The sequence below is a fragment of the Azospirillum sp. 11R-A genome (assembly GCF_049472615.1).
In the GTDB taxonomy this organism is placed as follows: Bacteria; Pseudomonadota; Alphaproteobacteria; order Azospirillales; family Azospirillaceae; genus Azospirillum; species Azospirillum palustre.
Genome location: NZ_JBCEBL010000021.1, coordinates 1 through 23,898 on the forward strand (window position 1 = coordinate 1; position 23,898 = coordinate 23,898).

Annotated in this window: 21 protein-coding genes; 16 read left to right on the top strand and 5 right to left on the bottom strand. The window is 68.1% G+C overall.

The annotated features are described in order from the left end of the window. Positions 1-291: 291 nt before the first annotated feature. The 4 genes from VH569_RS24120 (at position 292) to VH569_RS24135 (ending at position 5,513) form a co-directional block, all read left to right on the top strand. On the top strand, positions 292-1,380 hold the full coding sequence (locus tag VH569_RS24120; RefSeq protein ID WP_423318551.1) for a mannonate dehydratase: 1,089 nt from the start codon (positions 292-294) through the stop codon (positions 1,378-1,380). A 33-nt stretch (positions 1,381-1,413) separates the two neighbouring features. Next, the gene (gene gudD, locus VH569_RS24125) at positions 1,414-2,751 is read left to right on the top strand and encodes a glucarate dehydratase (protein WP_423318553.1); all 1,338 of its coding nucleotides are present in this window, start codon (positions 1,414-1,416) and stop codon (positions 2,749-2,751) included. A 47-nt stretch (positions 2,752-2,798) separates the two neighbouring features. Further along, on the top strand, positions 2,799-4,322 hold the full coding sequence (gene garD, locus VH569_RS24130) for a galactarate dehydratase (RefSeq protein ID WP_423318555.1): 1,524 nt from the start codon (positions 2,799-2,801) through the stop codon (positions 4,320-4,322). A 90-nt stretch (positions 4,323-4,412) separates the two neighbouring features. Continuing rightward, on the top strand, positions 4,413-5,513 hold the full coding sequence (locus VH569_RS24135; RefSeq protein WP_423318556.1) for a lactonase family protein: 1,101 nt from the start codon (positions 4,413-4,415) through the stop codon (positions 5,511-5,513). Between the two features lie 183 nt (positions 5,514-5,696). On the opposite strand, the gene VH569_RS24140 is transcribed toward VH569_RS24135, so the two are convergent. Together VH569_RS24140 and VH569_RS24145 are read right to left on the bottom strand one after the other, a co-directional pair. Beyond that, on the bottom strand, positions 5,697-7,391 hold the full coding sequence (locus VH569_RS24140; RefSeq protein ID WP_423318558.1) for a methyl-accepting chemotaxis protein: 1,695 nt from the start codon (positions 7,389-7,391) through the stop codon (positions 5,697-5,699). Between the two features lie 131 nt (positions 7,392-7,522). Further along, positions 7,523-8,455, bottom strand: a complete 933-nt coding sequence (locus tag VH569_RS24145; RefSeq protein WP_423318560.1) for a LysR family transcriptional regulator — start codon at positions 8,453-8,455, stop codon at positions 7,523-7,525. A 322-nt stretch (positions 8,456-8,777) separates the two neighbouring features. Here VH569_RS24145 and VH569_RS24150 point away from each other — a divergent pair, with 322 nt between their 5' ends. From VH569_RS24150 to VH569_RS24160, 3 genes are read left to right on the top strand one after another with little or no spacing between them, the layout of a single operon-like run. Then, complete coding sequence (locus tag VH569_RS24150; RefSeq protein WP_423318562.1) at positions 8,778-10,124, top strand: CitMHS family transporter; 1,347 nt, start codon at positions 8,778-8,780, stop codon at positions 10,122-10,124. Between the two features lie 37 nt (positions 10,125-10,161). Further along, the gene (locus VH569_RS24155; RefSeq protein WP_423318563.1) at positions 10,162-11,505 is read left to right on the top strand and encodes an acyclic terpene utilization AtuA family protein; all 1,344 of its coding nucleotides are present in this window, start codon (positions 10,162-10,164) and stop codon (positions 11,503-11,505) included. A gap of 1 nt (position 11,506) precedes the next feature. After that, positions 11,507-11,836, top strand: a complete 330-nt coding sequence (locus tag VH569_RS24160; RefSeq protein ID WP_423318564.1) for an AtuA-related protein — start codon at positions 11,507-11,509, stop codon at positions 11,834-11,836. A gap of 13 nt (positions 11,837-11,849) precedes the next feature. Here the strand turns inward: VH569_RS24160 and VH569_RS24165 are convergent, their stop codons facing one another. Further along, complete coding sequence (locus VH569_RS24165) at positions 11,850-12,740, bottom strand: EamA family transporter (RefSeq protein WP_423318566.1); 891 nt, start codon at positions 12,738-12,740, stop codon at positions 11,850-11,852. Between the two features lie 109 nt (positions 12,741-12,849). Between VH569_RS24165 and VH569_RS24170 the strand changes: the two genes are divergently transcribed. After that, positions 12,850-13,335, top strand: coding sequence for an Lrp/AsnC family transcriptional regulator (locus tag VH569_RS24170; protein WP_423318568.1), 486 nt, complete (start codon positions 12,850-12,852; stop codon positions 13,333-13,335). A gap of 13 nt (positions 13,336-13,348) precedes the next feature. Here VH569_RS24170 and VH569_RS24175 read toward each other — a convergent pair whose 3' ends face one another. Then, positions 13,349-14,449: a hypothetical protein gene (locus VH569_RS24175; RefSeq protein ID WP_423318569.1), complete on the bottom strand. Its 1,101-nt coding sequence runs from the start codon at positions 14,447-14,449 to the stop codon at positions 13,349-13,351. Positions 14,450-14,622: 173 nt separating this feature from the next. On the opposite strand from VH569_RS24175, the gene VH569_RS24180 reads away from it, so the two are divergent. Beyond that, the gene (locus VH569_RS24180) at positions 14,623-15,609 is read left to right on the top strand and encodes an aldo/keto reductase (protein ID WP_423318571.1); all 987 of its coding nucleotides are present in this window, start codon (positions 14,623-14,625) and stop codon (positions 15,607-15,609) included. Between the two features lie 160 nt (positions 15,610-15,769). On the opposite strand, the gene VH569_RS24185 is transcribed toward VH569_RS24180, so the two are convergent. Continuing rightward, positions 15,770-16,744 carry an MBL fold metallo-hydrolase gene (locus VH569_RS24185; RefSeq protein WP_423318573.1) on the bottom strand — a complete coding sequence of 325 codons (975 nt, stop codon included), beginning with the start codon at positions 16,742-16,744 and terminating at the stop codon, positions 15,770-15,772. Positions 16,745-16,873: 129 nt separating this feature from the next. Between VH569_RS24185 and VH569_RS24190 the strand changes: the two genes are divergently transcribed. The 7 genes from VH569_RS24190 (at position 16,874) to VH569_RS24220 (ending at position 23,893) form a co-directional block, all read left to right on the top strand. After that, positions 16,874-18,076, top strand: a complete 1,203-nt coding sequence (locus VH569_RS24190; RefSeq protein ID WP_423318575.1) for an ATP-dependent DNA helicase — start codon at positions 16,874-16,876, stop codon at positions 18,074-18,076. 172 nt (positions 18,077-18,248) lie between these two features. Further along, on the top strand, positions 18,249-19,295 hold the full coding sequence (locus VH569_RS24195) for a YeiH family protein (protein WP_423318577.1): 1,047 nt from the start codon (positions 18,249-18,251) through the stop codon (positions 19,293-19,295). A 209-nt stretch (positions 19,296-19,504) separates the two neighbouring features. After that, positions 19,505-19,867, top strand: a complete 363-nt coding sequence (locus VH569_RS24200) for an HPF/RaiA family ribosome-associated protein (RefSeq protein WP_098736932.1) — start codon at positions 19,505-19,507, stop codon at positions 19,865-19,867. Positions 19,868-20,131: 264 nt separating this feature from the next. Continuing rightward, entirely contained in the window at positions 20,132-20,728 is a 597-nt protein-coding gene (locus VH569_RS24205; protein ID WP_423318579.1) for a helix-turn-helix domain-containing protein, read from the top strand. Positions 20,729-20,745: 17 nt separating this feature from the next. After that, positions 20,746-21,750 (top strand): alpha/beta hydrolase, encoded by a 1,005-nt coding sequence (locus VH569_RS24210; RefSeq protein WP_423318581.1) that lies wholly within the window; start codon positions 20,746-20,748, stop codon positions 21,748-21,750. Between the two features lie 163 nt (positions 21,751-21,913). Beyond that, positions 21,914-22,720: an alpha/beta fold hydrolase gene (locus VH569_RS24215; protein WP_423318583.1), complete on the top strand. Its 807-nt coding sequence runs from the start codon at positions 21,914-21,916 to the stop codon at positions 22,718-22,720. A 216-nt stretch (positions 22,721-22,936) separates the two neighbouring features. Beyond that, positions 22,937-23,893 (top strand): helix-turn-helix transcriptional regulator, encoded by a 957-nt coding sequence (locus VH569_RS24220; protein ID WP_423318584.1) that lies wholly within the window; start codon positions 22,937-22,939, stop codon positions 23,891-23,893. Positions 23,894-23,898 lie beyond the last annotated feature (5 nt).

Here is a 23,898-nt window from a genome sequence, read left to right on the forward strand (position 1 = left end):
CCACACCATCCCATCAACCACCAAACCCACACCCATCAAAAAACCGCCATCATCGCGGCGTCGACGGCGTGCGCCTTCGCAACCTCCCGATGAACATCCCCGTTCAGCGGCCAAATGACGATTCACCCTGGTGCATAAAGGCGGCTATCTGGTCATCGTCGGCGAGATCAAGCGGATGGAACTGAAGACGTAACGACCGGCCGGGGTGGGCGGGGGTCGATGGCCTACCGCCCCTCGCCCGGTACGCGTCGAACGGTTTGGCAGAGAACGGTCTGGCAAAGGGTCTTTCCCATGTATATCGGCGAACAGCTCATCAACCCCACCGACAAGCGCCTGCGCCTGTCCGCCCAGCTCGGCGCCCGGGGCATCGTCATCGACAGCCGGCCGAACGCGCCGGTCATGGCTGACGACAATGTCGAGGCCGGGCTGTGGGACGGCCGCAAGGTCGCCGATCAGCGCAAGTGGGTGGAGGGCCATGGCCTGACGCTGGACTGTCTGGCGCTGGACGTCGGCTCCATCCTGCTCGACAGCCTGCGGGAGCCGGAGAAGGCGGCGGCCACCGCGGAGCGGCTGCGCCACAACATCCGCGCCGCCGCCGACGGCGGGGTCGACACGGTGAAATACACGGTCGCCATGGTCGGCATCACCCGCACCGGCGTGGTCGACGGCCGCGGCGGCATGAAGTGCAGCATTTTCCGCGCCGACGAGTACAAGGCGGAGAACGACGCCCGCTTCTCCTACTGGGGAACCGTGCTGCCGGAGGACGAGACGGGGACCAAGCCGTCGCCGCTGGATGCACGTGGCGCGCCGGAAACCTGCGGGCAGGTGATGGCGAGCGAGGCCGGCGGCGTCAGCGAGGCCGACGGCTGGCGCGCCATCGAATATCTGGTCGAGGCCATCCTGCCGACCGCCGAGAAGGCCGGTGTCAAGCTGGCCTGCCACCCGCACGACCCGGCCTATCCGCCGGGGGGCCTGAACGGCGTCCACCATGTGCTGGGCTCGCTCGACGGGCTGCGGCGCTTCGTCAATCTGGCGCCGGAGAGCAAGTCGCTCGGCTTCAACTTCTGCCAGGGCACCATCGCCGAGATGTCGCGCAATCCGACCGAGACGGTGCTGGAGGCGATCCGCGAGTTCGGCCCGCAGAACCGTATCTTCATGGTCCATTTCCGCAACATCAAGGGCGGCTATCTCGACTTCCGCGAGGCGATGCCGGACGAGGGGTCGGTCGACATGGCGGCCTGCATCCGCGCCTACCGCGAGGTCGGATACCAGGGGATCCTCTGCCCCGACCATGTGCCCTTCTCCGAGGTCGATCCCGACCGCGAACGCTTCTTCGCCTTCGCGCTCGGCTATACCCAGGCGCTGCTGCAAGCCGCCTGATCCGTCCTTCCCGCCTTTCCCGGACCCCGCATCATGGCCACTCAGATGTCGTCGCCCAAAGTCACCGAAATGCTGGTCGTGCCGGTCGCCGGCCAGGACAGCATGCTGCTGAACCTGTCGGGCGCCCATGCGCCCTATTTCACCCGCAACGTGGTGATCCTGAAGGACAGCGCCGGCCACACCGGCGTCGGCGAGGTGCCGGGCGGCGAGCGCATCCGCCAGACGCTGGAGGATGCCCGCGCCCTGGTGGTCGGCCAGCCGGTCGGCGCCTGGAACGCCATCCTCAACAGCGTGCGCCGTGGCTTCGCTGACCGCGATTCCGGCGGGCGCGGTTTGCAGACCTTCGATTTGCGCATCACCATCCATGCGGTGACGGCGCTGGAGGCGGCGCTGCTCGACCTGCTGGGCCAGTTCCTGGAGGTGCCGGTGGCGGCCCTGTTGGGCGAGGGGCAGCAGCGAGACGCGGTGGAGATGCTGGGCTACCTGTTCTATGTCGGCGACCGCAACAGGACCGACCTGCCGTACCGGGCGGAGACGGCCGCCAAGGACGACTGGTTCCATCTGCGCAACGAGGTGGCGCTGACCCCCGACTCGGTGGTGCGGCTGGCCGAGGCGGCGCATGACCGCTACGGTTTCAACGACTTCAAGCTGAAGGGCGGCGTGCTGCGCGGCGAGGAGGAGATCGAGGCGGTGACGGCGCTGGCGAAGCGCTTCCCCCAGGCCCGCGTCACGCTCGATCCCAACGGCGCGTGGTCGCTGGAGGAGGCGATCCGCCTTTGCAAGGGCAAGGGCGACGTGTTGGCCTATGCCGAGGATCCCTGCGGCGCCGAGCGGGGCTATTCCGGGCGCGAGGTCATGGCGGAGTTCCGCCGCGCCACCGGCCTGCCGACCGCCACCAACATGATCGCCACCGATTGGCGCCAGATGGGCCATGCCATCCAGTTGCAGTCGGTCGACATCCCGCTGGCCGACCCGCATTTCTGGACCATGCAAGGGTCCGTCCGCGTCGCCCAGATGTGCCATGAATGGGGCCTGACCTGGGGGTCGCACTCCAACAACCATTTCGACATCTCGCTGGCGATGTTCACCCATGTCGCCGCGGCGGCGCCGGGCCGGATCACCGCCATCGACACCCACTGGATCTGGCAGGACGGCCAGCGCCTGACCAAGGAGCCGTTCCGCATCGAGGGCGGTCTGGTCGCCGTGCCGCAGAGGCCGGGGCTCGGCGTCGAGATCGACATGGACGAGCTGGCGAAGGCGCACGACCTCTACAAGCGGCACGGGCTGGGCGCGCGCGACGACGCCACGGCGATGCAGTACCTGATCCCCGGCTGGACATTCGACAACAAGCGGCCGTGCCTGGTGCGGTGAAGCCGCTCCGCAACGCCTTCAACCCGACCAAACAGTCAGGGCAAGCCATGACCCAGAAGCCTCTCTACATCCTGGTCCATCCCGAGGACAACGTCGCCATTGTGGTGAATTCCGGCGGGCTGCCGCCGGGGACGGAGTTCGAGTGTGGGCTGGTCCTGACCGACTTCGTGCCGCAGGGCCACAAGGTGGCGCTGGCCGACCTGGACGAAGGGGCGTCGATCATCCGCTACGGGCAGGTGATCGGCACCGCGGCCCGGCCGGTTCGCCGCGGCGCCTGGATCGAGGAGTCGCTGGTCCGCCTGCCGCAGGCGCCGGATCTGGATACGCTGCCGCTGGCGACCGCCGTGCCGCCCGACGCCCCGGCGCTGGACGGCTATACGTTCGAGGGCTACCGCAATCCCGACGGGACGGTCGGCACCAAGAATGTGCTGGGCATCAGCATCAGCGTGCAGTGCGTCGCCGGGGTGATGGATTTCGCCATCGAGCGGATCAAGAAGGAATTGCTGCCGAAATACCCCAACGTCGATGACGTTGTCGCCCTCAACCACACCTACGGCTGCGGCGTGGCGATCAACGCGCCGGGGGCCGCGGTGCCGATCCGCACCTTGCAGAACCTCGCCCGCAACCCCAACCTGGGCGGGGCGGTGATGGTGGTCGGGCTCGGCTGCGAGAAGCTCCAGCCGGAACGGCTGCTGCCGGCCGGGGTGGAGCCGAGCATCGTCACCTTGCAGGACGAACGCCACCAGGGCTTCGGCGACATGGTCGCCTCCATCCTGGAGATGGCGGACCGCCGGCTGTCCCAGCTCAACGAGCGGCGGCGCGAGACCTGCCCGGCGTCGGACCTCGTCGTCGGGCTGCAATGCGGCGGCAGCGACGCCTTTTCCGGCGTGACCGCCAACCCGGCGCTGGGCTATGCCGCCGACCTGCTGGTGCGGGCCGGGGCGACGGTCATGTTCTCCGAAGTGACGGAGGTGCGCGACGCCATCCATCTGCTGACCCCGCGTGCCATCGACGAGGAGACCGGCCGGGCGCTGATCCGCGAGATGCGCTGGTACGACGACTATCTGGAGACCGGTTCGGCCGACCGCAGCGCCAACCCGACCCCCGGCAACAAGAAGGGCGGCCTCGCCAACGTGGTGGAGAAGGCGCTGGGCTCCATCGCCAAGTCGGGCACCAGCCCGATTGCCGGCGTGCTGTCGCCGGGCGAGCGGGCGACCCGCAAGGGGCTGCTCTATGCCGCCACGCCGGCCAGCGACTTCATCTGCGGCACGCTGCAACTGGCATCGGGCTGCAACATCGAGGTGTTCACCACGGGGCGCGGCACGCCCTACGGCCTCGCCATGGCGCCGGTGATCAAGGTGGCGACGCGGACCGAGCTGGCCTCGCGCTGGCACGACCTGATCGACGTCGATGCCGGCCGCATCGCCACCGGCGACGCCACCATCGAGGATGTGGGCTGGGAGCTGTTCCGCCTGATCCTGGAGGTGGCGAGCGGCCGCAAGCAGACCTGGGCCGACCATTGGGGCCTGCGCAACACGCTGACCCTGTTCAACCCGGCGCCGGTGACCTGACCGGAGGCTGGGTCTTAAGCCTCCTGCCGCGGAGATGACCGGAGCAACCGGCGCCCGCGGCGGGCAGACATCCACACAAGGGAGGATATCATGGGACGCCGCTACGGCATCGCGCTGGCGATGCTGCTGACTTCCGCTGCCTTCGTCGGAGCCGTGCCGGCGCAAGCCGACAGTTTCGCTTATGTGTCCAACGCCGGCAGCAACGACATCAGCGTCTTCCGGCTGGACGGCAACAGCGGCGCCATGACCCCGGTGGGGACGGCGCCCTTCGTCGGGGTGGACAAGCCCGGATCCTCCACCCCCCTGGCGCTCAGTCCCGACCGGCGCTTCCTCTATGCCGGCGTGCGCTCGCAGCCCTATCAGGTGCAGATCTTCGCCATCGACGCGGCGACCGGCAAGCTGAGCCATCTCGGCAGCGGCCCGCTGGCCGACAGCATGGCGAACATCGTCACCGACCGCAGCGGCAAGTACCTGTTCAGCGCGTCCTACGGCGGCGACAAGGTGGCGGTCAACCCGATCGGGCCGGACGGCAAGGTTGGACCGCCGCAGCAGGTGGTGGCGACCGGCAAGAACGCCCATTCGATCCAGCCGTCGCCCGACAACCGCTTCGCCTTCGCCACCAACCTGGGATCGGACCGGCTGGTGCAGTTCCGCTTCGACGCGGCCACCGGAGGGTTGAGCGAGAACGATCCGCCGTCGGTGGCGCTGCCGGCGAAATCCGGTCCGCGCCACATCGTCTTCCATCCCGACGGCCGCCACCTCTATCTGGTGGACGAGCTGGACGCCGCCGTCGCGGTGTTCGCCTACGACCCCGCGACCGGCAGGCTGACGGAGACGCAGCGTCTGCCGTCCCTGCCGGCCGATTTCAAGGGCGAGCCCTGGGCCGCCGACATCCACACGACGCCGGACGGCCGCTTCCTCTACATCTCCGAACGGCGGACCAGCACCATCCGCTCCTTCCGGATCGACCCGGAAAGCCGCCAGCTGACCCCGCTCGCCAGCGTGGCGACCGAGGAGCAGCCGCGCGGCTTCAACATCGACCCGACCGGCCGGTTCCTGGCGGCGGTGGGCGAGAAGTCGGACGGCATGACCGTCTACCGCATCGACGGCGGCAGCGGCGCGCTGACCACGCTCGCCCGCTATCCGGCCGGCAAGCAGCCGAACTGGGTGGAGTTCGTCGCCGCGCCGTAATACCAGGGTCAGAAAGTTTTGACTTTTGACCCTGGTATCGGCCGCGACGGCGGCCGCGCGGGCACATGCCCGCGAAGCCAAGGCCCGCGCACGCGGGCCGCCCGGCGTCTGAGGGGCCGGAAAGTGCCGACCGCAGGTCGGAACTTTCCGGGACTGGTATAAGGCGCCGGCCTTGCGGGCCGGTCAGCCGGCCCGCACCTGCGCCAGGAAGCGGCCGACCTCGCCGCGCAGGCTTTCGGTCTGCATCGACAATTCCCGCACATTCTCCAGCACTTCGTAGGCGACCGTGCCGTTCCGCCCGGCGGCCTCGTTCACGCCGCCGATGCTGGACGACACCTCGTGGCTGCCCCGGGCGGCCTGCTGGATGTTGCGGCTGATCTCGCGGGTCGCGGCCCCCTGCTGCTCGACCGCCGAGGCGATGGAGGTGGCGACGTCGTTGACCCGGCCGATGACCTGCGCCACGTCCCTGATCTCGCGCACTGCCTGGGTGGTCTCGCCCTGGATGGCGGCGACCTGGGTGGCGATCTCCTCGGTGGCCTGGGCGGTCTGGTTGGCGAGCGCCTTGACCTCGTTCGCCACCACGGCGAAGCCGCGCCCGGCTTCGCCGGCACGGGCCGCCTCAATGGTGGCGTTGAGCGCCAGCAGGTTGGTCTGGCTGGCGATGGAGTTGATCAGACCGACCACGGCGCCGATCCGCTCCACCGCGCCGGCCAGCCCCTCGACCTTGCCGTTGGCCCGTTCGGCGCTCTCGACCGCCTCGCGGGCGATCTCAGCCGACGAGCCGACCTGCCGGCTGATCTCGTTGATCGAGCTGGTCAGCTCCTCCGTCGCTGCGGCGACGGTCTGGACGTTGGCCGAGGTCTGTTCGGTCGCCGCGGTGACGGCGCCGGCCAGCCTGCCGGTCTCGTCGGCGGCGCGCGTCATGTCCTGGGCGCGCCGTTCGATGGCGTCCGCCTCGCCGGCGACGTCATGGATCAGGTTGCCGACGGTCTGTTCGAAATGGCTGGCGAGCATTGTCATCGCCTCCCGCTTCTCGGCTGCGGCACGCTCCGCCTGCTCGGCTTGGCTGGCTTCCAGGCTGGCCTTGGCCTGGGCATTCTCCTTGAACACCTGAAGCGCCTGCGTCATGCCGCCGATCTCGTTCCGCCGCGTCGCTTCCGGGAAAGTGACGCCCATGTCGCCGGCGGCGAGCGCCGTCATCTTGTCGCGCAGCCGGTGCAGCGAGCGCACGATGTCGCGGTTGACCAGGAAGGCGATCAGTACCAGCACGGCAATCAGCGCGGCGGTGGCGGCGCCGGTCCTGGTCAGGAATTCGTGATAGGCGGCGTCGATGTCGTCGGTGTAGACGCCGGAACCGACGATCAGGCCGAGCGGCTGGTAGCGCTGCACGTAGTTGGTCTTCAGCAGCGGGACGTCGGACCCCAGCTTCGGCCAGACATAATGGATGATGGCGTTGTCCTGCCGGCGCAGCGTGTCGACGATCTCGCGGACGAAATACTTGCCGGCCTTGTCCTGCAGCCCCATCCGGTCGGTGCCGACCGCCTTGTGGTTGGAGGGGTTGGCGACGGCGATGCCGTTGAGATCGTAGGCGAACAGATAGTCGGCGCCGTCATGGTAGGACATCGCATGCACCGCGTTGCGGAAGCGCGCCAGCGCCTGCTCGCGCGGTAGGGTTCCCGCCTCGACTTCGGCATTCAGCCCCTTCGCCATGCCGACCGCCATCTCCACCGCGGAGCGGATGGTGTCGATGCGGTCGTCGATCATGCGCTGGTGGGCGAAGCTGCTGCTGATGGCGATCACCACGGCCGGAGCCAGGACGGACAAGGCGACCAATGCGGTCAGCTTCGCCCGGATCGTCAGATTTTCCAGGAGTCTCATGGGTGCCTTCATGTCGCGCGCGTCGGGGGGCGGCAACTGATATACTACGAAAGAGGAGGGCGGTTGAAATCGGATTGGCTGATTTCAGTAATATACTGACGTTATCCAGTTAAAAAATTATTCCAGCCACGTTACCGCTTCGCGGCGGCCTCCATGTTGGAGAAGTGGGCGAGCGTCGAGCCGGCGACCTCGCGCAGCAGGGCGGCGAAACGCTCCGCCGCCGGCGACAGGGAGCGGCCGGTCTTGCGGATGAAGCCGATCCGGCGCACCAGCCCGGCGGTGCGGATCGGCTCCACCACGATGCCCTCGCAGGAGGCGGCGTCGACGGCGGATTCCGGCAGGACCGAGACGCCGAGCCCGGCCCGCACCATGCCGACCGCCGTCGACATGTAGTTCGCCTCGCAGGACAGGCTGATCTCCAGCCCTTCCTTCTCCAACGCCCGCTCGACCAGCGACCGCACGCTGGTGCCGCGCGCCGTCAGGATCATCGGGAAGGCGACGATGTCCTTCAGCAGCAGCGGGCGCCGGCCGTTCAGCGGGTGGTCGGCGGGGAAGAAGGCGCACATGCGGTCGCAGAGGAAATCGATCACCTCGACGTCGCGGTCGGGGCCGACCCGGCTGCCGATGCCGAAATCGACCTCCTCCGCCTTGACCAGCTGGATGATCCGCTCGGCGACGACGTCGCTGACCCTGACATCGATGTTGGGGTGGTCGGCGGCGAAGCGGCGGATGGCGATGGGCAGCAGCCCGGCGGCGACCGACGGCAGGGTGGCGACCGACACCGAGCCGCGCCGCAGCCCGGCCAGATCGTGGCTGACGCTCATCACCGCATCCAGTTCGGCCAGCACCCGCTGCAAGGCCGGGAGCAGGTCGCGGCCGGCCTGGGTCAGCACGACATGGCGTTTGTTGCGGTCGAACAGGCGCACACCCAGGCTCTCTTCGAGCTGGCGGATCTGCACGGTCAGCGCCGGCTGCGACAGGTTGACCTCCGCCGCAGCCTTCGTGAAGCTGCCCAGACGCGCCACAGCGACGAAGGCCTTGATATGTCTCACTCCCTGGAGCATGGCGCGCCTCTTATAGTAAAATCAAATTACCGTGATACAACAAATTCATTTCTCTAATCTGATTGTGGGTTCGTACAGTGTCAATCGCGGATACCGCTTCGGCACGGTGCGGCAAAGTGGCTGATTTATAAAAGGCCCCGCTGCCAGTCCTTCCGTCGGCCGGATTCGCAAAAGACGCAGTTTTATCGAAATCCGCTCATGCGGCGTTACTCGGGGATCGAAGCCGGTCGCCCGCAGGACTCCGCCATGTTTCTTCACCGGACGTGAAGGAATTGTGCAGTGGACGGAAAACAACAATAACAACGGCCATGGAGGAGGTTACATGCTCGCGTTACTCGGCTTGGCAACCATCGTCGTTCTGCTGGCGGCGATCATGACCAACCGGATGTCGCCGCTGGTCGCGCTGATCGCCGTGCCGATCATCGCCGCGCTGGCGGGCGGCTTCGGTCTCGAAACCAGCAAGTTCATCATCGCCGGCATCCGTTCCATCGCGCCGACCGCCGGTATGTTCGTCTTCGCCATCATCTTCTTCGGGGTCGTCACCGATGCCGGGATGATGGACCCGATCATCGACCGCATCCTGCGCGTCGTCGGCACGCGGCCGGCACGCATCACCATGGGCACCACCCTGCTGGCCCTGCTGATCCATCTCGACGGGTCGGGCGCCGTCTGCTTCCTCATCACCATTCCGGCGATGCTGCCGCTCTACGACCGGCTGGGCATGGACAAGCGCATCCTGGCGCTGTGCGTGTCGATGGCGGCGGGCGTCAATTTCCTGCCCTGGACCGGGCCGATGATCCGGTCGGCCGCCGCGCTGAAGGTGCCGGTGACCGACATCTTCAACCCGCTGATCGCGGTGCAGGGCATCGGGCTGCTGTTCATCTTCACTGTCGCCTTCCTGCTCGGTAAGCGCGAGGAACGGCGTCTCGGCCTGTCCTCCCGGCCGCTCGCGGCGGGGGAGGCGCGGTCGGTCGGCGCCATGGGGGTGGATGCCGCCCCGGTCGGGCCGGCGCCGCGCGTGCTGACGCCGGAGCAGATCAAGATCCGCCGTCCCAAGCTGTTCTGGGTCAATCTGGTTCTCACCGCCATCATCATGGCCGTGATGATCGAGGGGGCGGTCGATCCGGTGGTGATGTTCATGGTCGGCACCGTGCTGGCGCTGATGATCAACTATCCCGACGTCAAGATGCAGAAGGAGCGCGTCGACGCCCACGCCAAGGCGGCGCTGATGATGGCGAGCATCCTGCTGGCGGCCGGCGTCTTCACCGGCATCATGACCGGCACCAAGATGCTGACGGCCATGGCCCAGTCCGCCGTCGCCTTCGTCCCGCCGGACATGGCGCAGCATGTTCCCTTCGCGCTGGGCATCCTGTCGATGCCGCTCAGCCTGCTGTTCGACCCGGACTCCTATTATTTCGGCATGATGCCGGTGATCGCCGAAGTCTATAAGACGCTGGGCGGCGACCCGATCCAGATCGCCCAGGCCTCCGTTCTCGGCCAGATGACCGTCGGTTTCCCGGTCAGCCCGCTCACCCCCGCCACCTTCCTGGTCGTCGGCCTGTGCGGCATCGGGCTGGGCGAGCATCAGAAATTCTCGATCCCCTATCTGTTCGCCGCCTCGGTCGTCATGACCGTCGCCGCGGCCATCCTCGGGGTCATCCCCTTCTGACGCGGGCCCAAGGGGGTCCGCACACAGGAGTACCATCATGAAGACCATCCGCATCGGATCGGGCGCCGGCTATTCGGGCGACCGCATCGAGCCGGCCGTTGAACTGGCCGAGAAGGGTGACATCCAGTATCTCGTCTTCGAATGCCTGGCGGAGCGCACCATCGCCATCGCCCAGGGCGCCAAGCTGAAGGACCCGGCGCAGGGCTACGATCCCCTGCTGGCGGAGCGCATGCTGGCGGTGCTGCGGCCGTGCCATGAGAAGGGCATCCGCATCGTTACCAACATGGGGGCGGCCAACCCGGCCGCCGCCGCGGCGAAGACGCGGGACATCGCCCGGTCGCTCGGCCTGGAGGGGCTGAAGATCGCCGCCGTGTCCGGCGACGACGTGCTGGAGACGCTGAAATCTGGCGACCACTGCATTGAGGAGACCGGCGAGCCGGTGTCGGCGATGGCCGGCAGTCTGGTCTCGGCCAACGCCTATCTCGGCGCCGCCCCCATCGTCGCGGCGCTGAAGGCCGGAGCCGACATCGTCATCACCGGCCGCGTCGCCGACCCGGCCCTGTTCCTCGCCCCGCAGATCTTCGAGTTCGGCTGGTCGATGGAGGATTGGGACCGGCTCGGCAAGGGAACGGTGGTCGGGCATCTGCTGGAATGCGCCGGCCAGATCACCGGCGGCTATTTCGCCGATCCCGGCGTGAAGGACGTCGCCGCCCTGGCCCGGCTCGGCTTCCCCATTGCCGAGGTGGGGGAGGACGGCAGCGCCGTCATCACCAAGGTGGTGGGATCCGGCGGCGCGGTGACCACCGCCACCTGCAAGGAACAGCTGCTCTACGAGATCCACGACCCCGCCGCCTATTTCACCCCCGACGTGGTGGCCGACTTCTCGCAGGTGCGCTTCACCCAGGAGGGGCCGGACCGGGTGCGGGTGGCCGGCGCCACCGGGCGTCCGCGGCCGGCCACACTGAAGGTCTCGGTCGGCTACATCGACAGCTTCATCGGCGAGGGGCAGATCTCCTACGCTGGTCCCGGCGCGCTGGCGCGCGGCCGGCTGGCGCTGGAGATCGTGCGCGAGCGTCTGGCGCTGACCGGCGTCGAGGCGACCGAACTGCGCTTCGACCTGATCGGCGTCGATTCCATCCACGGCAACGCGCTGTCCACCGCGGGTGGACAGGAGCCATACGAGGTGCGGGTGCGGGTGGTCGGCCGCACCCGCAGCCTGAAGGAGGCGCGGCGCATCGGCAACGAGGTCGAGACCCTCTACACCAACGGCCCGGCCAGCGGCGGTGGCGCCACCAAGTCGGCCAAGGACGTGGTGGCGATGCTGTCGGCCCTGCTGCCCCGCGAGCTGGCAAAGCCCGCCATCGAGTTTATGGAGGCCTGACATGAAACTCCGCGACATCGCCCACTCCCGCACCGGCGACAAGGGCGACATCTCCAACATCTCCGTCATCGCCTTCGACGAGGCTGACTATCCGCTGATCGAGGCCCACGTCACCGCCGACTGCGTGAAGGAGCTGTTCCACGAGGTCGTCCATGGCGAGGTGGTGCGCTACGAGATCCCCAGCATCGGCGCGCTGAACTTCGTGATGCGGCAGGCGCTGGGCGGCGGGGTGACCCGGTCGCTGGCGCTCGACGCCCATGGCAAGTGTCTGGCTTCGGCGCTGCTCGATCTCGATGTTCCGGTTCCAGACCGGCCCAATCAGGCAGTGTAACGGGAGAAGCGCGTTACTCCCGGCCACGCCGGGCTTTGCCCAGCGCGCTGCCGGCCGACGCGCACATGATGCAGGCGATGGCGGCCCACTGCACGGCGCTCAGCCGCTCGCCCAGCATCAGGAAGCCGATCAGCGCCGCCACGGCGGGGGAGGCGCTGACGGCGAGGCCGAACACATGGCTCGGCAGGCGGCGGAGCGCCATCATCTCCAGCAGATAGGGCACCATGCTCGACAGCACCGCCACCGCCAAGCCGGTGAAGAGCACCGCCGGAACCAGCAGCCCGGCGCCGGCATGGGAAATCCCCAGCGGGACGGTGAAGCTGGCCGCCACCAGCATGCCCCAGGCTACCGCCTGCCCGCCCGGCAGGGCCGAGGCGCGCTTGCCGAACACGATATAGAGCGCCCAGCAGAAGGCCGCCGCCGCCGCATAGGCGACGCCCACCGGGTTCAGCGCGCTGGAGGCCTCCCGCAGCGGCAGCAGAAGGACAAGCCCGACCGCAGCGCAGGCGATCCACAGGAAATCCTTCAGCCGGCGCGATCCGAGCAGCGCCACCGCAAGCGGCCCGGTCACCTCGATGGCGATGGCGATGCCGATGGGGATCAACTCCATCGCGCGGTAGATCGACAGGTTCATCGCCCCCAGCGTGGCGCCGTAGACCAGCAGGTTGCGCAGATCCCCGCGTCCCGGCAGGCTGCGCCACGGGCGCAGGATCGCCATCAGCATCAGCGCCGACAGCCCCACCCGCAGGCCGGTGACGCCCTCTGCCCCGACCAGCGGGAACAGCGATTTCGCCGACGCAGCCCCGACATATTGCGACAGCAGCGAGGCAAGCAGGAGCAGCAGCGGCAGCGCCGCCGGTTCGGGCCGGGTGGCGGCAGACGTTTCGATGGAGGCGTTCGCCATATGCCGGGCTCCCGGTAGAAGAGGATCGGGCGAAAAGATACTGTGACGATGGGGCAGAGGGCGCTTAAGTTTGGCGCTTCCGACGCACTGTTCTTTCGCCGAAGCCGCCATGCGCTCAACAATCGCTCGCCCGCCGGATCAGCTCGACGACCAGGACCGCGCGATCCTGCGCATCCTGCAATTGGACAACAAGACCTCACAGCGCGAGATCGGCGAGGCGGTGCATCTCTCCGCTCCGGCCGTGCAGCGTCGCATTGCCCGCATGGAGGCGGCCGGCATCCTTCGCCGCAATGTGGCGGTGGTCGATCCGGCCGCGGTGGGGCAGGGCGTGACGGTGGTGGTGGAGGTCCAGACGGTCAACGACCGCTCCCCCGTCATCGCCGCCGCCAAGCGCCTGTTCCGCGAGGCGCCGGAGGTTCAGCAATGCTATTTCGTCACCGGGAAGGCCAGTTTCGTCCTGATCCTGCTGGTCCCGGACATGGCGAGCTACGAGGTGCTGTCGCGCCGCCTGTTCGCCGACAACGAGCTGGTGCAGTCCTTCCAGACGATGGTCGTGCTCGACCCGGTGAAGGTGACGCTGGAGGTCGATCTGTAGGGCGGAGCCGCCATCAATCCGGCCATTCCTCGTATCCCCAATCCTCGGCATCCGGGTCGGCGGTGCCCAGCGGCGCCACGGTGGCGCCAGCGTCGAGCGCCGCCGCAAGCCAGGGCTCGACGCTGGTGACCGGGGACAGGCGGCACCAGCGCCGTCGCCGGCCGTCCCACCGGCAATGGCCCTGCCGCTTCATCTCCTCCCGCAATTCCCAGGACGGGATGGCGGGAAAGCGCAGTTCCAGTCCTCGGTCGCTCTGCACGATCTCCACGCGCTCTCCGTCGGCGGTGGTGTGGGTCAGCCCGTCCTTCAACACCTTGCGCAGGGCGGCGGCGCGGTCCTCGCGAACGCGCGCCTCCGCTTCCCGTTGCCGGCGGCGTTCGGCCATGGCGTCGGCGATCCAGTCCGGCGGCTCCTCCAGCACGCGGTAACCGGCGCCACCGCGCGGGCCGGGCGCCTCTTCCAGCAGCCCGTCGCGCAGAAGGTCGGCAAGCAGAGACTTCAGCCGGTCGCGGTCGGCCGGGATGCCGGGCAGGCGCTTCGCCGCGGCATCGGCGACGGTGAAGCGCTCGCCGGCGCCCCAGCCCTCATGGATCGCGGCGGCCAGGGCGTGCAGCTCGGCGATGCGGCTTCGCTGGTCGGTCAGGTGGCCGGCAACGATGGGGTTTGGCGGCAGGTCGGCCCGTCCGGTCAGGCCGCAAGTCCGGCACTGCCAGGCACCGGGGTCGGACAGCAGCAACTGGGGCGCGCAGCGGCGCTTGCGGCAATGCTCCTCGCTGCCCGGTTCCGGCAAGCCGCGCCCGCTGTCCAGCAGGGCGCGGATGGCGTCGAGCGGCGTGTCGGCGACATCGCGCAACCGGTCCAGCACGTCGGCCGGCAGCCAGACCTCAGCACCTCCGCTCTCGTCGGTGGAGACGAAGCGGCTTTTCAGAGCGCGGCGTCTTGCGGGCGTCAGCAGGGCCAGCACCCGTTCGGCAGTGTAGCTCTCGTCGAAGGTGTCGGCGAGCAAGTCCGCCAGATCGCCGAGCGTTGCCGGGGGCGCCAGCGCGCCCTCGTCCCCGGCGGCAAGGATTCGACGGGCCTCGCCAAGGATTTCCGTGTTTTCGTCCGCCCCCATCGCCATCTACGTCCCGATCCCCGTCCAGTCCGCGTAGCAAGCTGGGCATGCCGTAAATGCCAGTCAAGCGCCGGCTGGACAGTCGGCAGAGGCCGCCTGGATCAGGAACGGCCCCTTGAGGCGCGGTGTTGAGCGGGTGCATCGAACGGTGCCAGCGACGGAGAGGTTTTCCAATGTCAGACAGCACGCATTTCGCCCCGCCCGGCCCGCTCGGCTTCGGCGGAGCGCCCCTGGGCAACATGTTCGAGGAGGTGACCGACGAGACGGCCGCGGCAACCCTCGACGCCGCCTGGGACGCCGGCATCCGCTATTTCGATACGGCCCCCGAATATGGTCCCGGCATTTCCGAACACCGGTTCGGCCATGTCCTGCGCAGCCGTCCGCGCGACGGGTTCGTCCTGTCGACCAAGGTCGGCCGGCTGCTGCGCGCCGATGCCAGCAAGGGCGGTCAGCATGGCCCCTTCGTGAAGGGCCTGCCGTTCCGCGTCGATTACGACTACACCGCCGACGGCGTGCGCCGCTCCATCGAGGACAGCCTGCAGCGGCTTGGCATGGCGCGCATCGACATCGCCTATATCCACGACTGCGCCGAGGACGCCCATGGCGACCGCTGGCTGGAGGTGTTCGACACCGCCATGAAGGGCGCCGCCGTCGCCTTGACCCGGCTGCGCGAGGAGGGGGTGATCCGCGGCTGGGGCCTTGGCGTCAACCGGGTGGAGCCCTGCGTGATGGCGCTGGAGCGGGCGGACCCCGACGTATTCCTGCTGGCCGGACGCTACAGCCTGCTGAACCAGCCGGCACTGGACGAGCTGTTTCCCCGCTGTGCCGAGCGTGGCGTCCATGTGGTGGTCGGCGGTCCCTACAACTCCGGCATCATCGCCGGGGGCAGGAATTTCGAATATCAGGAGGCGTCCCCCGACAAGGTGGCGGCGCGCGACCGGCTGGCGGAGATCGCCAGGCGCCACGGTGTCGACCTGCGCGCGGCGGCCCTGCAATTCTGCGCCGCGCATCCGGTCGTCGCTTCTGTTATTCCCGGCACCAAGAACCCGGCGCGCGTGCATGAGAATGTGACGCTGATGGGCCAACCGATCCCCGCCGACTTCTGGCGCGAACTGAAGTCTTCCGGCGTCCTGCCGGAGCAGGCGCCGACCCCGGCCTGAGCAAGTCCCGGTTCAGGCACTCTGGCGGCGGTGCCGGCGCTCAGCGCCGCGCCGCCGCCATCGGCGGCGATGGTGGAACGCCCTTCAGGCGGAACCGTGGCCGCCGGCTTATGGTCCAGCACGCATGCGGCGGACCCAACCGTCAGGTTCGGCTCTCCTGTCAGCCGTCCACCACCGTCCCCGGGTGCCCCACTTCGAAGCGGGCAGGGTCGATGCCGTGGGTGGCCAGCGCGGCGCGCAGCAGCTGCGGCGGCTCGTCCCGCGCTTCGTCGGTCAGGGCGAAGGTTCCCCAATGGATGCCGACGGCCTTCCTCGCCCCGATGTCCAGCATGATCCGCACCGCTTCGTCCGGGTCGCAATGCTGGGCGGACATGAACCAGCGCGGGTCATAGGCGCCGATGGGAATCAGCCCCAGATCGCAGGCCCCCAGCCGTTCGCCGATGGCGCGGAAGGCCGCTCCGCTGCCATAGCCGGTGTCCCCGGCGAAATAGACCGAGCCGGCCGGGGTACGCAGGACGAAGCCGCCCCACAGCGCCATGCGCCGGTCACGCCCGGTGCGCGACGACCAGTGGTTGGCCGGCACGATGTGGACCTCCGCCTCCGGCGCCAGTTCGAACCGGCTCCACCAGTCGCCCGCCGCGACCCGCACACCCGGGATGTGCTTGCGCAGGATGGTGTCGTTGCCGAGCGGCGTGACCATCAGTGGCGCGTCGCGCCGGTGCAGGCGCTTCAGCGTCGCCACGTCGAGATGGTCGTAATGGTTGTGCGACACCAGGACCGCGTCGATCTTCGGCAAATCGTGGAAGCGGATGCCCGGTGCGGTGACCCGCTTCGGCCCGGCGAAGCGCACCGGGCTGGCGCGGTCGGACCAGACCGGGTCGGTCAGGATGTTCAGCCCGGCCGCCTGGACCAAAGTGGTGACATGTCCAACCACCGTCACGCGGAGGCCCGCGACGTGCCGTGCCGGCATCGCCGGCGTCACCGCCACCTGCCGCGGCCATTTGACCGCCTTCCGCCCGAATTGCCAGCGAAGCAGTTCGCGCAGGCCGCGGTCGGTTTCCGGTTCGCCCGGATTGAAGAAGCGCAGCCCGTCGAAATTCGACGTCGCCGGACCCTGCCAATAGGGATTGCGCATGCGTACCGGATCCTTTGCAACCATGGTCCCGGAGGAGATGGTGTCGCCGCGGCGAAGTTCTATGGACCGGCGGTGGGCGGGCGGGCTACTGTGCCGTCTTCATTCATGGTTTGATCCCGGTTCGATCCAATGCAGTCCGATAGCCCGACCGACGAACAGCATCGCGCCATCCAGGCGATCGACGCCTGGTACAAGGACGACGACGCCCAGCAGGTCTTCTGGCTGGCCGGGGAGGCCGGGACCGGCAAGACCAAGACCACCGTCTTCGCGCTGGAGCATCTGCTCGAACGTCGCCGGCTGACCGACTATGTGGTGGGCGCCCCCACCGGCAAGGCCGCCCAGGTGCTGCGCCAGAAGGGCATCGACGGGGCGGCGACCCTGCATTCGCTGCTCTACGCCCCGCGCAAGGACGGCGATAGCGGCGAACTGATCTTCGCCCGCCGCAACGACGGGCCGGTGGCCGACGCCGACCTGATCGTCTGCGACGAGGGGTCGATGATCGGCGACGATCTGGCGCGCGACCTGATGCGGACCGGCAAGAAGATCCTCGTCATCGCCGACGATTACCAGCTGCCGCCGGTCTCCGGTCAGGGGCTGTTTACCAGCGGGGAGCCGGATTTCCGCCTGACAGAGCCGCACCGCACCGCCCGCGAAAGCCCGGTGATCCGGCTGGCCCATCTTCTGCGCCGACAGGAGATGCCGCGGCGCTTCGGCTCCGTCGGCAAGGTCCATGTCCTGCCGCTGGAGCACCGCACCCAGTCGCTGGTGATGCGGCAGTCGTCACAGGCGATCTGCGGCACCCACCGCGTCCGCACCACCTACACCAAGCGCATGCGCACGCTGCTGGGCCATGACTCCACGATGCCGCAGGCGGGGGAGCGGGTCATCTGCCGGCGCAACCAGAAGGACGAGGGGCTGTTCAACGGCATGATCGGGGCCCTGACCCGGCCGGCCGCCGAGGCGCAGGGCCGCGATGCCGGCCTGTGGTCGCTCGGCGTGCAGATGGAGGACGAGGTGCGGTCGCGCAGCAAGCTGATCGTCCATCCCTGGATGTTTCAGGCCCACTACACCGAGGGGATGGTCCAGCCGCGGGTGGGCAAGGACATCCAGCTTTACGACTGGGCGTGGCTGATCACCTGCCATGCCTCGCAGGGGTCGGAATTCCCGTCGGTCACCGTGGTGGACGATTCGGCAGCCTTCCGGGAGCATCGCTGGCGCTGGCTCTACACCGCCGTCACCCGCTCGCGCGAGGAATTGGTTCTGCTGCTGCGCAATGCCGATCTCGGCGGGCCGTGGCAGGTTCCTGAATTCGACGACTGCCTGCCGGCCTGATCCATAAGTTCAATTTATCGAACGCATCACATCTTTGTGTTGGATGTGATCGGAAGCGGTCTCCATAATTTTACGTATGGGAACGGTGTTTTTCCGGTCCCAACCGCTTCCGGAGACCCGTCCCATGATCCCCGATACCGCGGCACCCGCAAAGGCGGTGCCGGGAAAGCCCATGCTTTTCCAAATTCGCAGCCTTCTGCCCGGTCTTGCGCTGTGCGTCGCCGTTACCGCACTCGCCTTCGCCGTGGCGAGGGCGGAGGTGGCGCTGTTCGGCGAGGCGTGGATCGAGGCGCTGGTGCTGGCGATCCTGATCGGCACCACGTTCCGCACTGCCTGGGCGCCGTCCGCAAGCTGGCAACCGGGCATCGCCTTTTCCGCCAAAATCCTGCTGGAGGTGGCGGTGGTCCTGCTGGGGGCCTCGGTCAGCGCCGCGACCATCCTGTCGGCCGGGCCGGCCCTGCTGCTGGGCATTGCAGGCGTGGTGGCGCTGGCGCTGCTTGCGGGATTCGGGATCGGGAGGCTGCTCGGTCTGCCGGTGCGCATGGCGGTGCTGGTGGCCTGCGGCAACGCCATCTGCGGCAATTCGGCCATTGCCGCGGTGGCGCCGGTGATCGATGCGCACAGCGACGACGTCGCCGCCTCCATCGCCTTCACCGCCGTGCTGGGCGTGGCCGTCGTGCTTGGCCTGCCGCTGCTGGGCATCGGGTTGCGGCTGAGCGGGGTTCAGTATGGCGCGCTGGCGGGACTGACCGTCTATGCCGTGCCGCAGGTGATCGCTGCCGCCGCCCCACTGGGCGCCACCGCCGTGCAGGTCGGCACGCTGGTGAAGCTGGTGCGGGTGCTGATGCTCGGGCCGGTCTGCCTGCTGCTATCGCTGCTGGCACCCCGGCTGGGTGGAGACTCGGTAGGCGCCGATGCCGGCGCGCCGCGTCGAGGCCGGCCCCGCCCGCCGGTCCATCATCTGGTGCCGTGGTTCATCCAGGGCTTCCTGGCGATGATCGCCCTACGCTCGTTCGATCTCATCCCGCATACCGCCCTGCTGGCGATGGAGCACGCGGCCACCCTGCTGACGGTGGTGTCGATGGCGGCGCTGGGGCTGGGGGTCGATGTGCGGACGGTGGCGCGGGCGGGCGGACGGGTGACGGCGGCGGTGGTGCTTTCCCTGCTGGCGCTGGGTACGATCAGCCTGACCCTGATCCGCCTGATCGGCCTGACTTGAGGCTTGGGCTGGAAAACGGGCGGGAGTCTACATCCGGCACCCGAGGGCCGCATTGATGCAGGTTAATGCAGGATTCCGCCGCTGTGCGATCCTGGGATCACCAAGCCCCTTCGCCCGCCCCTCACCGGCTGGCCGGCGGATGGGGCGGGCCCCGCGGGGAGGGCGGCCCAGGCGCCGCGCGCCCCGCGCGTAGAACAAGGAGCATGGTCATGCGTCAACCGTTGCAGATCGCCTTCCGCAACATCGACCCCTCTCCCGCCCTGGAGCATTCGATCCGCGAGCATGCCGACAAGCTCGACCGCTATTTCGGAAACATCCTGTCCAAACGCGTGGTCTTCGAAGTTCCCCACCGCCACCAGCATCAGGGCAAGCAGTACACCGTCCAGGTCGCCCTGACCGTTCCCGGAGAGGAACTGGTCGTGCGCAGCGACAAATCCGGCGGTCATGGCCACGAGAGCGCCGATGCGGCCATCCGGGACGCCTTCGACGCCGCACGCCGCACATTGGAGCGTTTCGCCGAGCGTCATCGTCACGAGGTGAAGGCCCACGCGTCCGACGCCGCCCTGCCGTAATCGCCTGGACAGCAAGCTGTCCGTTTCCGATCCGCCCAGCGCCCCGCCTATCCGGCCATCCGGACGGGCGGGGTACTTTGCTTTATGGCAGATCTGCATAATTAAACTATTTTATAATGTAATAAATAACGACCACATCGGCAATTAACACTCAAATATGAATTTCCCTACTTGAAAAGTAGGAAAATGTGATGTTCAATCTCCCCCGATCCGTCGGGGCGAGCCGTGTCGCTCCGGACATTCGTGCCGCAGGAGAACGGAGCCATGACGATCGACACTGCTCAACACTCCGCCCCGCCGTCTCTCAACCATCTGGTCGGGGTGATCGGGGACAATCTGCGTGGCCTCCGCCGGCGGCAGGGGCTGTCGGTGGACGGGCTGGCACAGCTGTCCGGTAGCGACCCGCACATCCTGATGGCCATCGAAGAGGGACGACACCGGCCCGACATCGGCACCTTGTGGACGGTCGCCAAGGCGCTGGACCTGTCATTTTCCAGCCTGCTCAGTACCGGAGGCGACGCCGGCACCACGGTGATCCGGCGGGCCGAGCAGCGCAGCCTGACCTCCCGCGACGGCCTGTTCACCTCCCGCGCCCTGTTCCCGCTGAAGGGCGAGCGGCAGGTGGAGTTCTACGAACTGCGCCTATCGCCCGGCGCCGACGAGTCCGCCGACGGCCACTCCCCCGGCACCGTCGAAAACATCCTGGTCGGCCGCGGGCAGGTCGACATCGCCACCGCCGACGGCGAGCACCGGCTGGAGGAGGGCGACTCGATCCTGTTCGAGGCCGACGTTCCCCACCGCTACCGCAATTCCGGCGATGGCGAGGCGGTGCTGTACCTTGTCATGTCCTACATCCTCTGACCTTGGGGAGAGAGGCGATGCCGGACACCGTCCTGCCTTTTCAGCGACATCTGCCCGATCCGCAGGTGGTGGAGCTGGGCGCGCTGGCGGCCCGCGCCGGCCTCGTTCCCGCCGATCCGCTGCGCCAGCCGCTGGCCGAGGCGCGTGCCGCGGCGGAGCGCTACCATGTCTTCCTCAACGGCCCGGCGCTGCCCGCGGCGCTGCCCGCCGATGTGCGGGAGGTGGTGACGGACGGCCCGGCAGGGCCTTTGCGTCTGCGCCTGATCCGGCCGCCGGGCGCGCCGGAGGATGGCAGGCCCTTGCCGGTGCTGATCTACTTCCATGGCGGCGGCTTCGTGGTCAATTCCATCGACACCCACGACCGGCTGCTGCGTTTGTTGGCCCGGCACAGCGGTGCCGTGGTCTGCGCCGTCGCCTACAGCCTCGCACCGGAGCGGCGCTTTCCCCATCAGCGGGGGGAGGCGTTGGCCGCCCTGCGCTGGGTGGTCCGCCATGGGGCCGGCCATGGCCTCGACCCGGAGCGGATCGCCGCCGGTGGCGATTCCGCGGGTGCCAATCTGGCGCTCGGCCTCGCCCTCGATGCGCGGGACGAGCCGGGGCCGCCGCTGTCCTTCGTCCTGCTGCTCTACGGCATGTTCGCCCATGATTTCGACACCGAATCGCACCGGCTGTTCGGCGACGGACGCTTCGGCCTGACAACGGAACGGATGCGCTGGTACTGGCGGCAGTATCTCGGCCATGGCGGGATCAGCCGCGACCCCGCGGCGGCTCCGCTGCTCGCCGATCTGCGCGGTTTGCCGGCGCTGCACATTGCCGCCGCCGGGCTGGATTGCCTGCGCGACGACAGCCTGCGGCTCGCCCAGCGGCTGGAGCAGGCACGAATCCCGCACCGGCTGGTCCTGCATGACACTCTTCCCCACTCCTTCGCCAGCATGACCCACCATGTCCGCAAGGCGGAGGAGGCGGTGATCCTGGCCGCCAACTCCGTCCGCCGGGTCCTGTGCCCCGGACTGTGCCGCTGAACGCCAGCCGTCCGTTTCCCGGCCATTCTCTGCCGCGCCCGTCCGGTTCGTCCGGGCGGGCGCAACATTTTCAGCCTGCCGGGCCGGTCAGGAGGCAATCCTGCTTGCCGATGCGCCGCACACTATGGTTGCATCGGTCATTGCGATTGATCGGGGGCTCGACATGATCGAAAACGGTTCCTCGATTCTGGAGCGCCACAAGGTCTCCGTGGTCGGATCGGGGGCGGAAACGCTGGTCCTCATTCCCGGCTTCGGCACGGAACAGTCGGCGTGGCGCCACGTCGTGGAGGCGATGCAGGACCGCTATCGCATCGTGCTGTTCGATCTGGCCGGGATCGGTCCCGGCAACCAGATGCATTACGACCATGCCAGCTACGCCACGCTGGACGCCTATGCCCGCGATGTGGTGGCCATCCTCGAAACCCTTTGGATCGAGAAGTGCATCTGCATCGGCCATTCGGTGGCGGGGATGGTGGCGGTGCTCGCCTCGATCAGGATGCCGAACCTGTTTGCCAAGCTGGTCCTGCTGGGCGGATCGGCCTGCTATCGCAATATCGGCGACTATCGCGGCGGCTTCGACGCCGCCGGCATCGATACCCTGATCGACAATGCCACGCAGGATTACATGCGGTGGACGGTCCAATTCGGCCAGCTGGTCGTTTCCCGCCCGGCGGAGGATCCGGTCGTGCGGGAATTCGCCGCCTCGCTGCGGGCGATGCGTCCGGACATGGCGCTGTCGCTGCTGCTGACCGTGCTGCGCAGCGACGTCCGCAGCCGCCTTGCCGAGGTGACGGTGCCCGCCGTCCTCCTGCAAGCCCGGGAGGATGCCGCGGTGACCCGTGAAGCGGCGGAATATCTGCGCGACCATCTGTCGGGCAGCGTTCTGGAGATCCTGGAGGCATCCGGGCATCTGCCCCACCTGTCGGCACCCGGAACGGTGATCGCGGCACTCGACCGCCATCTCTGCTGACTTTGCTAAATTAGTGATCGCGCAGTATAAATCCGGTATTCGCTGCATCGAAGGCCAAGACCCTAAACCAAGGTCTAGGGTCGCTCGACCTAAACACTGCCGGGGTTAATCTGTGTCTAGTGGTGTGCGGCACATGGTCGCGCTTACTCTGTGTGGGCAAGCCGGGCGGTGCTTCCTCTCCGTGGGAAGACGCGCGCAAGCCAACGGAGACGCCCCATGGCCTCGACCCACCAGTCCAATCTGCGGATGCGCTACGTTCCGACGCCGGATGAGCCGGAGGTTCTGATCCTCGGCTCGGGCAGCGGCACGGTGGGGGTTGCACGGATCCGCTGCATGGCGGGCGGCGTCGGCCATTTCAGCCCGGCGTCGGAGGACGCCTTTCTGGTCAGCCATCATCTGTCCAATTTCCATTCCGACGTCTGGGTCGACGGCCGGCTGGTGGAGAAGCCCGCCAACATCGCCGGGCTGACCTCGATCCACGACTACCGCCGCAAGATCGATTGCCACATGCACACGGCTTTCGACACGCTGACCTTCCATCTACCCCGCACGGCGCTGGAAAGCGCCTGCCCCGATGTCCATGGCGGCCGGCTGGAGGATCTGTCGATTGCGCCCAGCAGTCCGGTCAACGATCCGACCGTGCGGGCGCTGGCATCGGCCATCCTGCCGACACTGGAGTTTCCGGAGCGGATCAGCCTGCTGTATCTCGACCATGTCTGTTCGGCGCTGGCGGCCCATGTCGTGACCGCCTATGGCCGGGTGAGCGCCGCCAGGACCGGCGGCATGCTGGCGCCCTGGCAGGAGAGGCGGGTGAAGGAGATGATCGCCGCCAATCTCGACGGCGAGATCCGGCTGGCCGATCTTGCCGCCGAATGCCGGCTGTCGGTCGGGCATTTCGTCCGCGCTTTCCGCCGTACCGCCAACACCACGCCCTACCAGTGGCTGCTGCACCGGCGGATCGACCACGCGAAGACGCTGATGCGCGACGGATCCCAGACGCTGGCCGACGTGGCGCTGGCCTGCGGCTTCGCCGACCAGAGCCATTTCACCCGCACCTTCAGCCGTCTGGTCGGCATTTCGCCGCGCAGCTGGCGGCGGCGCAATGCCGGTGTCGATGCCGGCCTGCCGGCGGGTCTCTCGTCCCATGCGCTTGCCGAAATCCCCTGTGCCTGATCGCC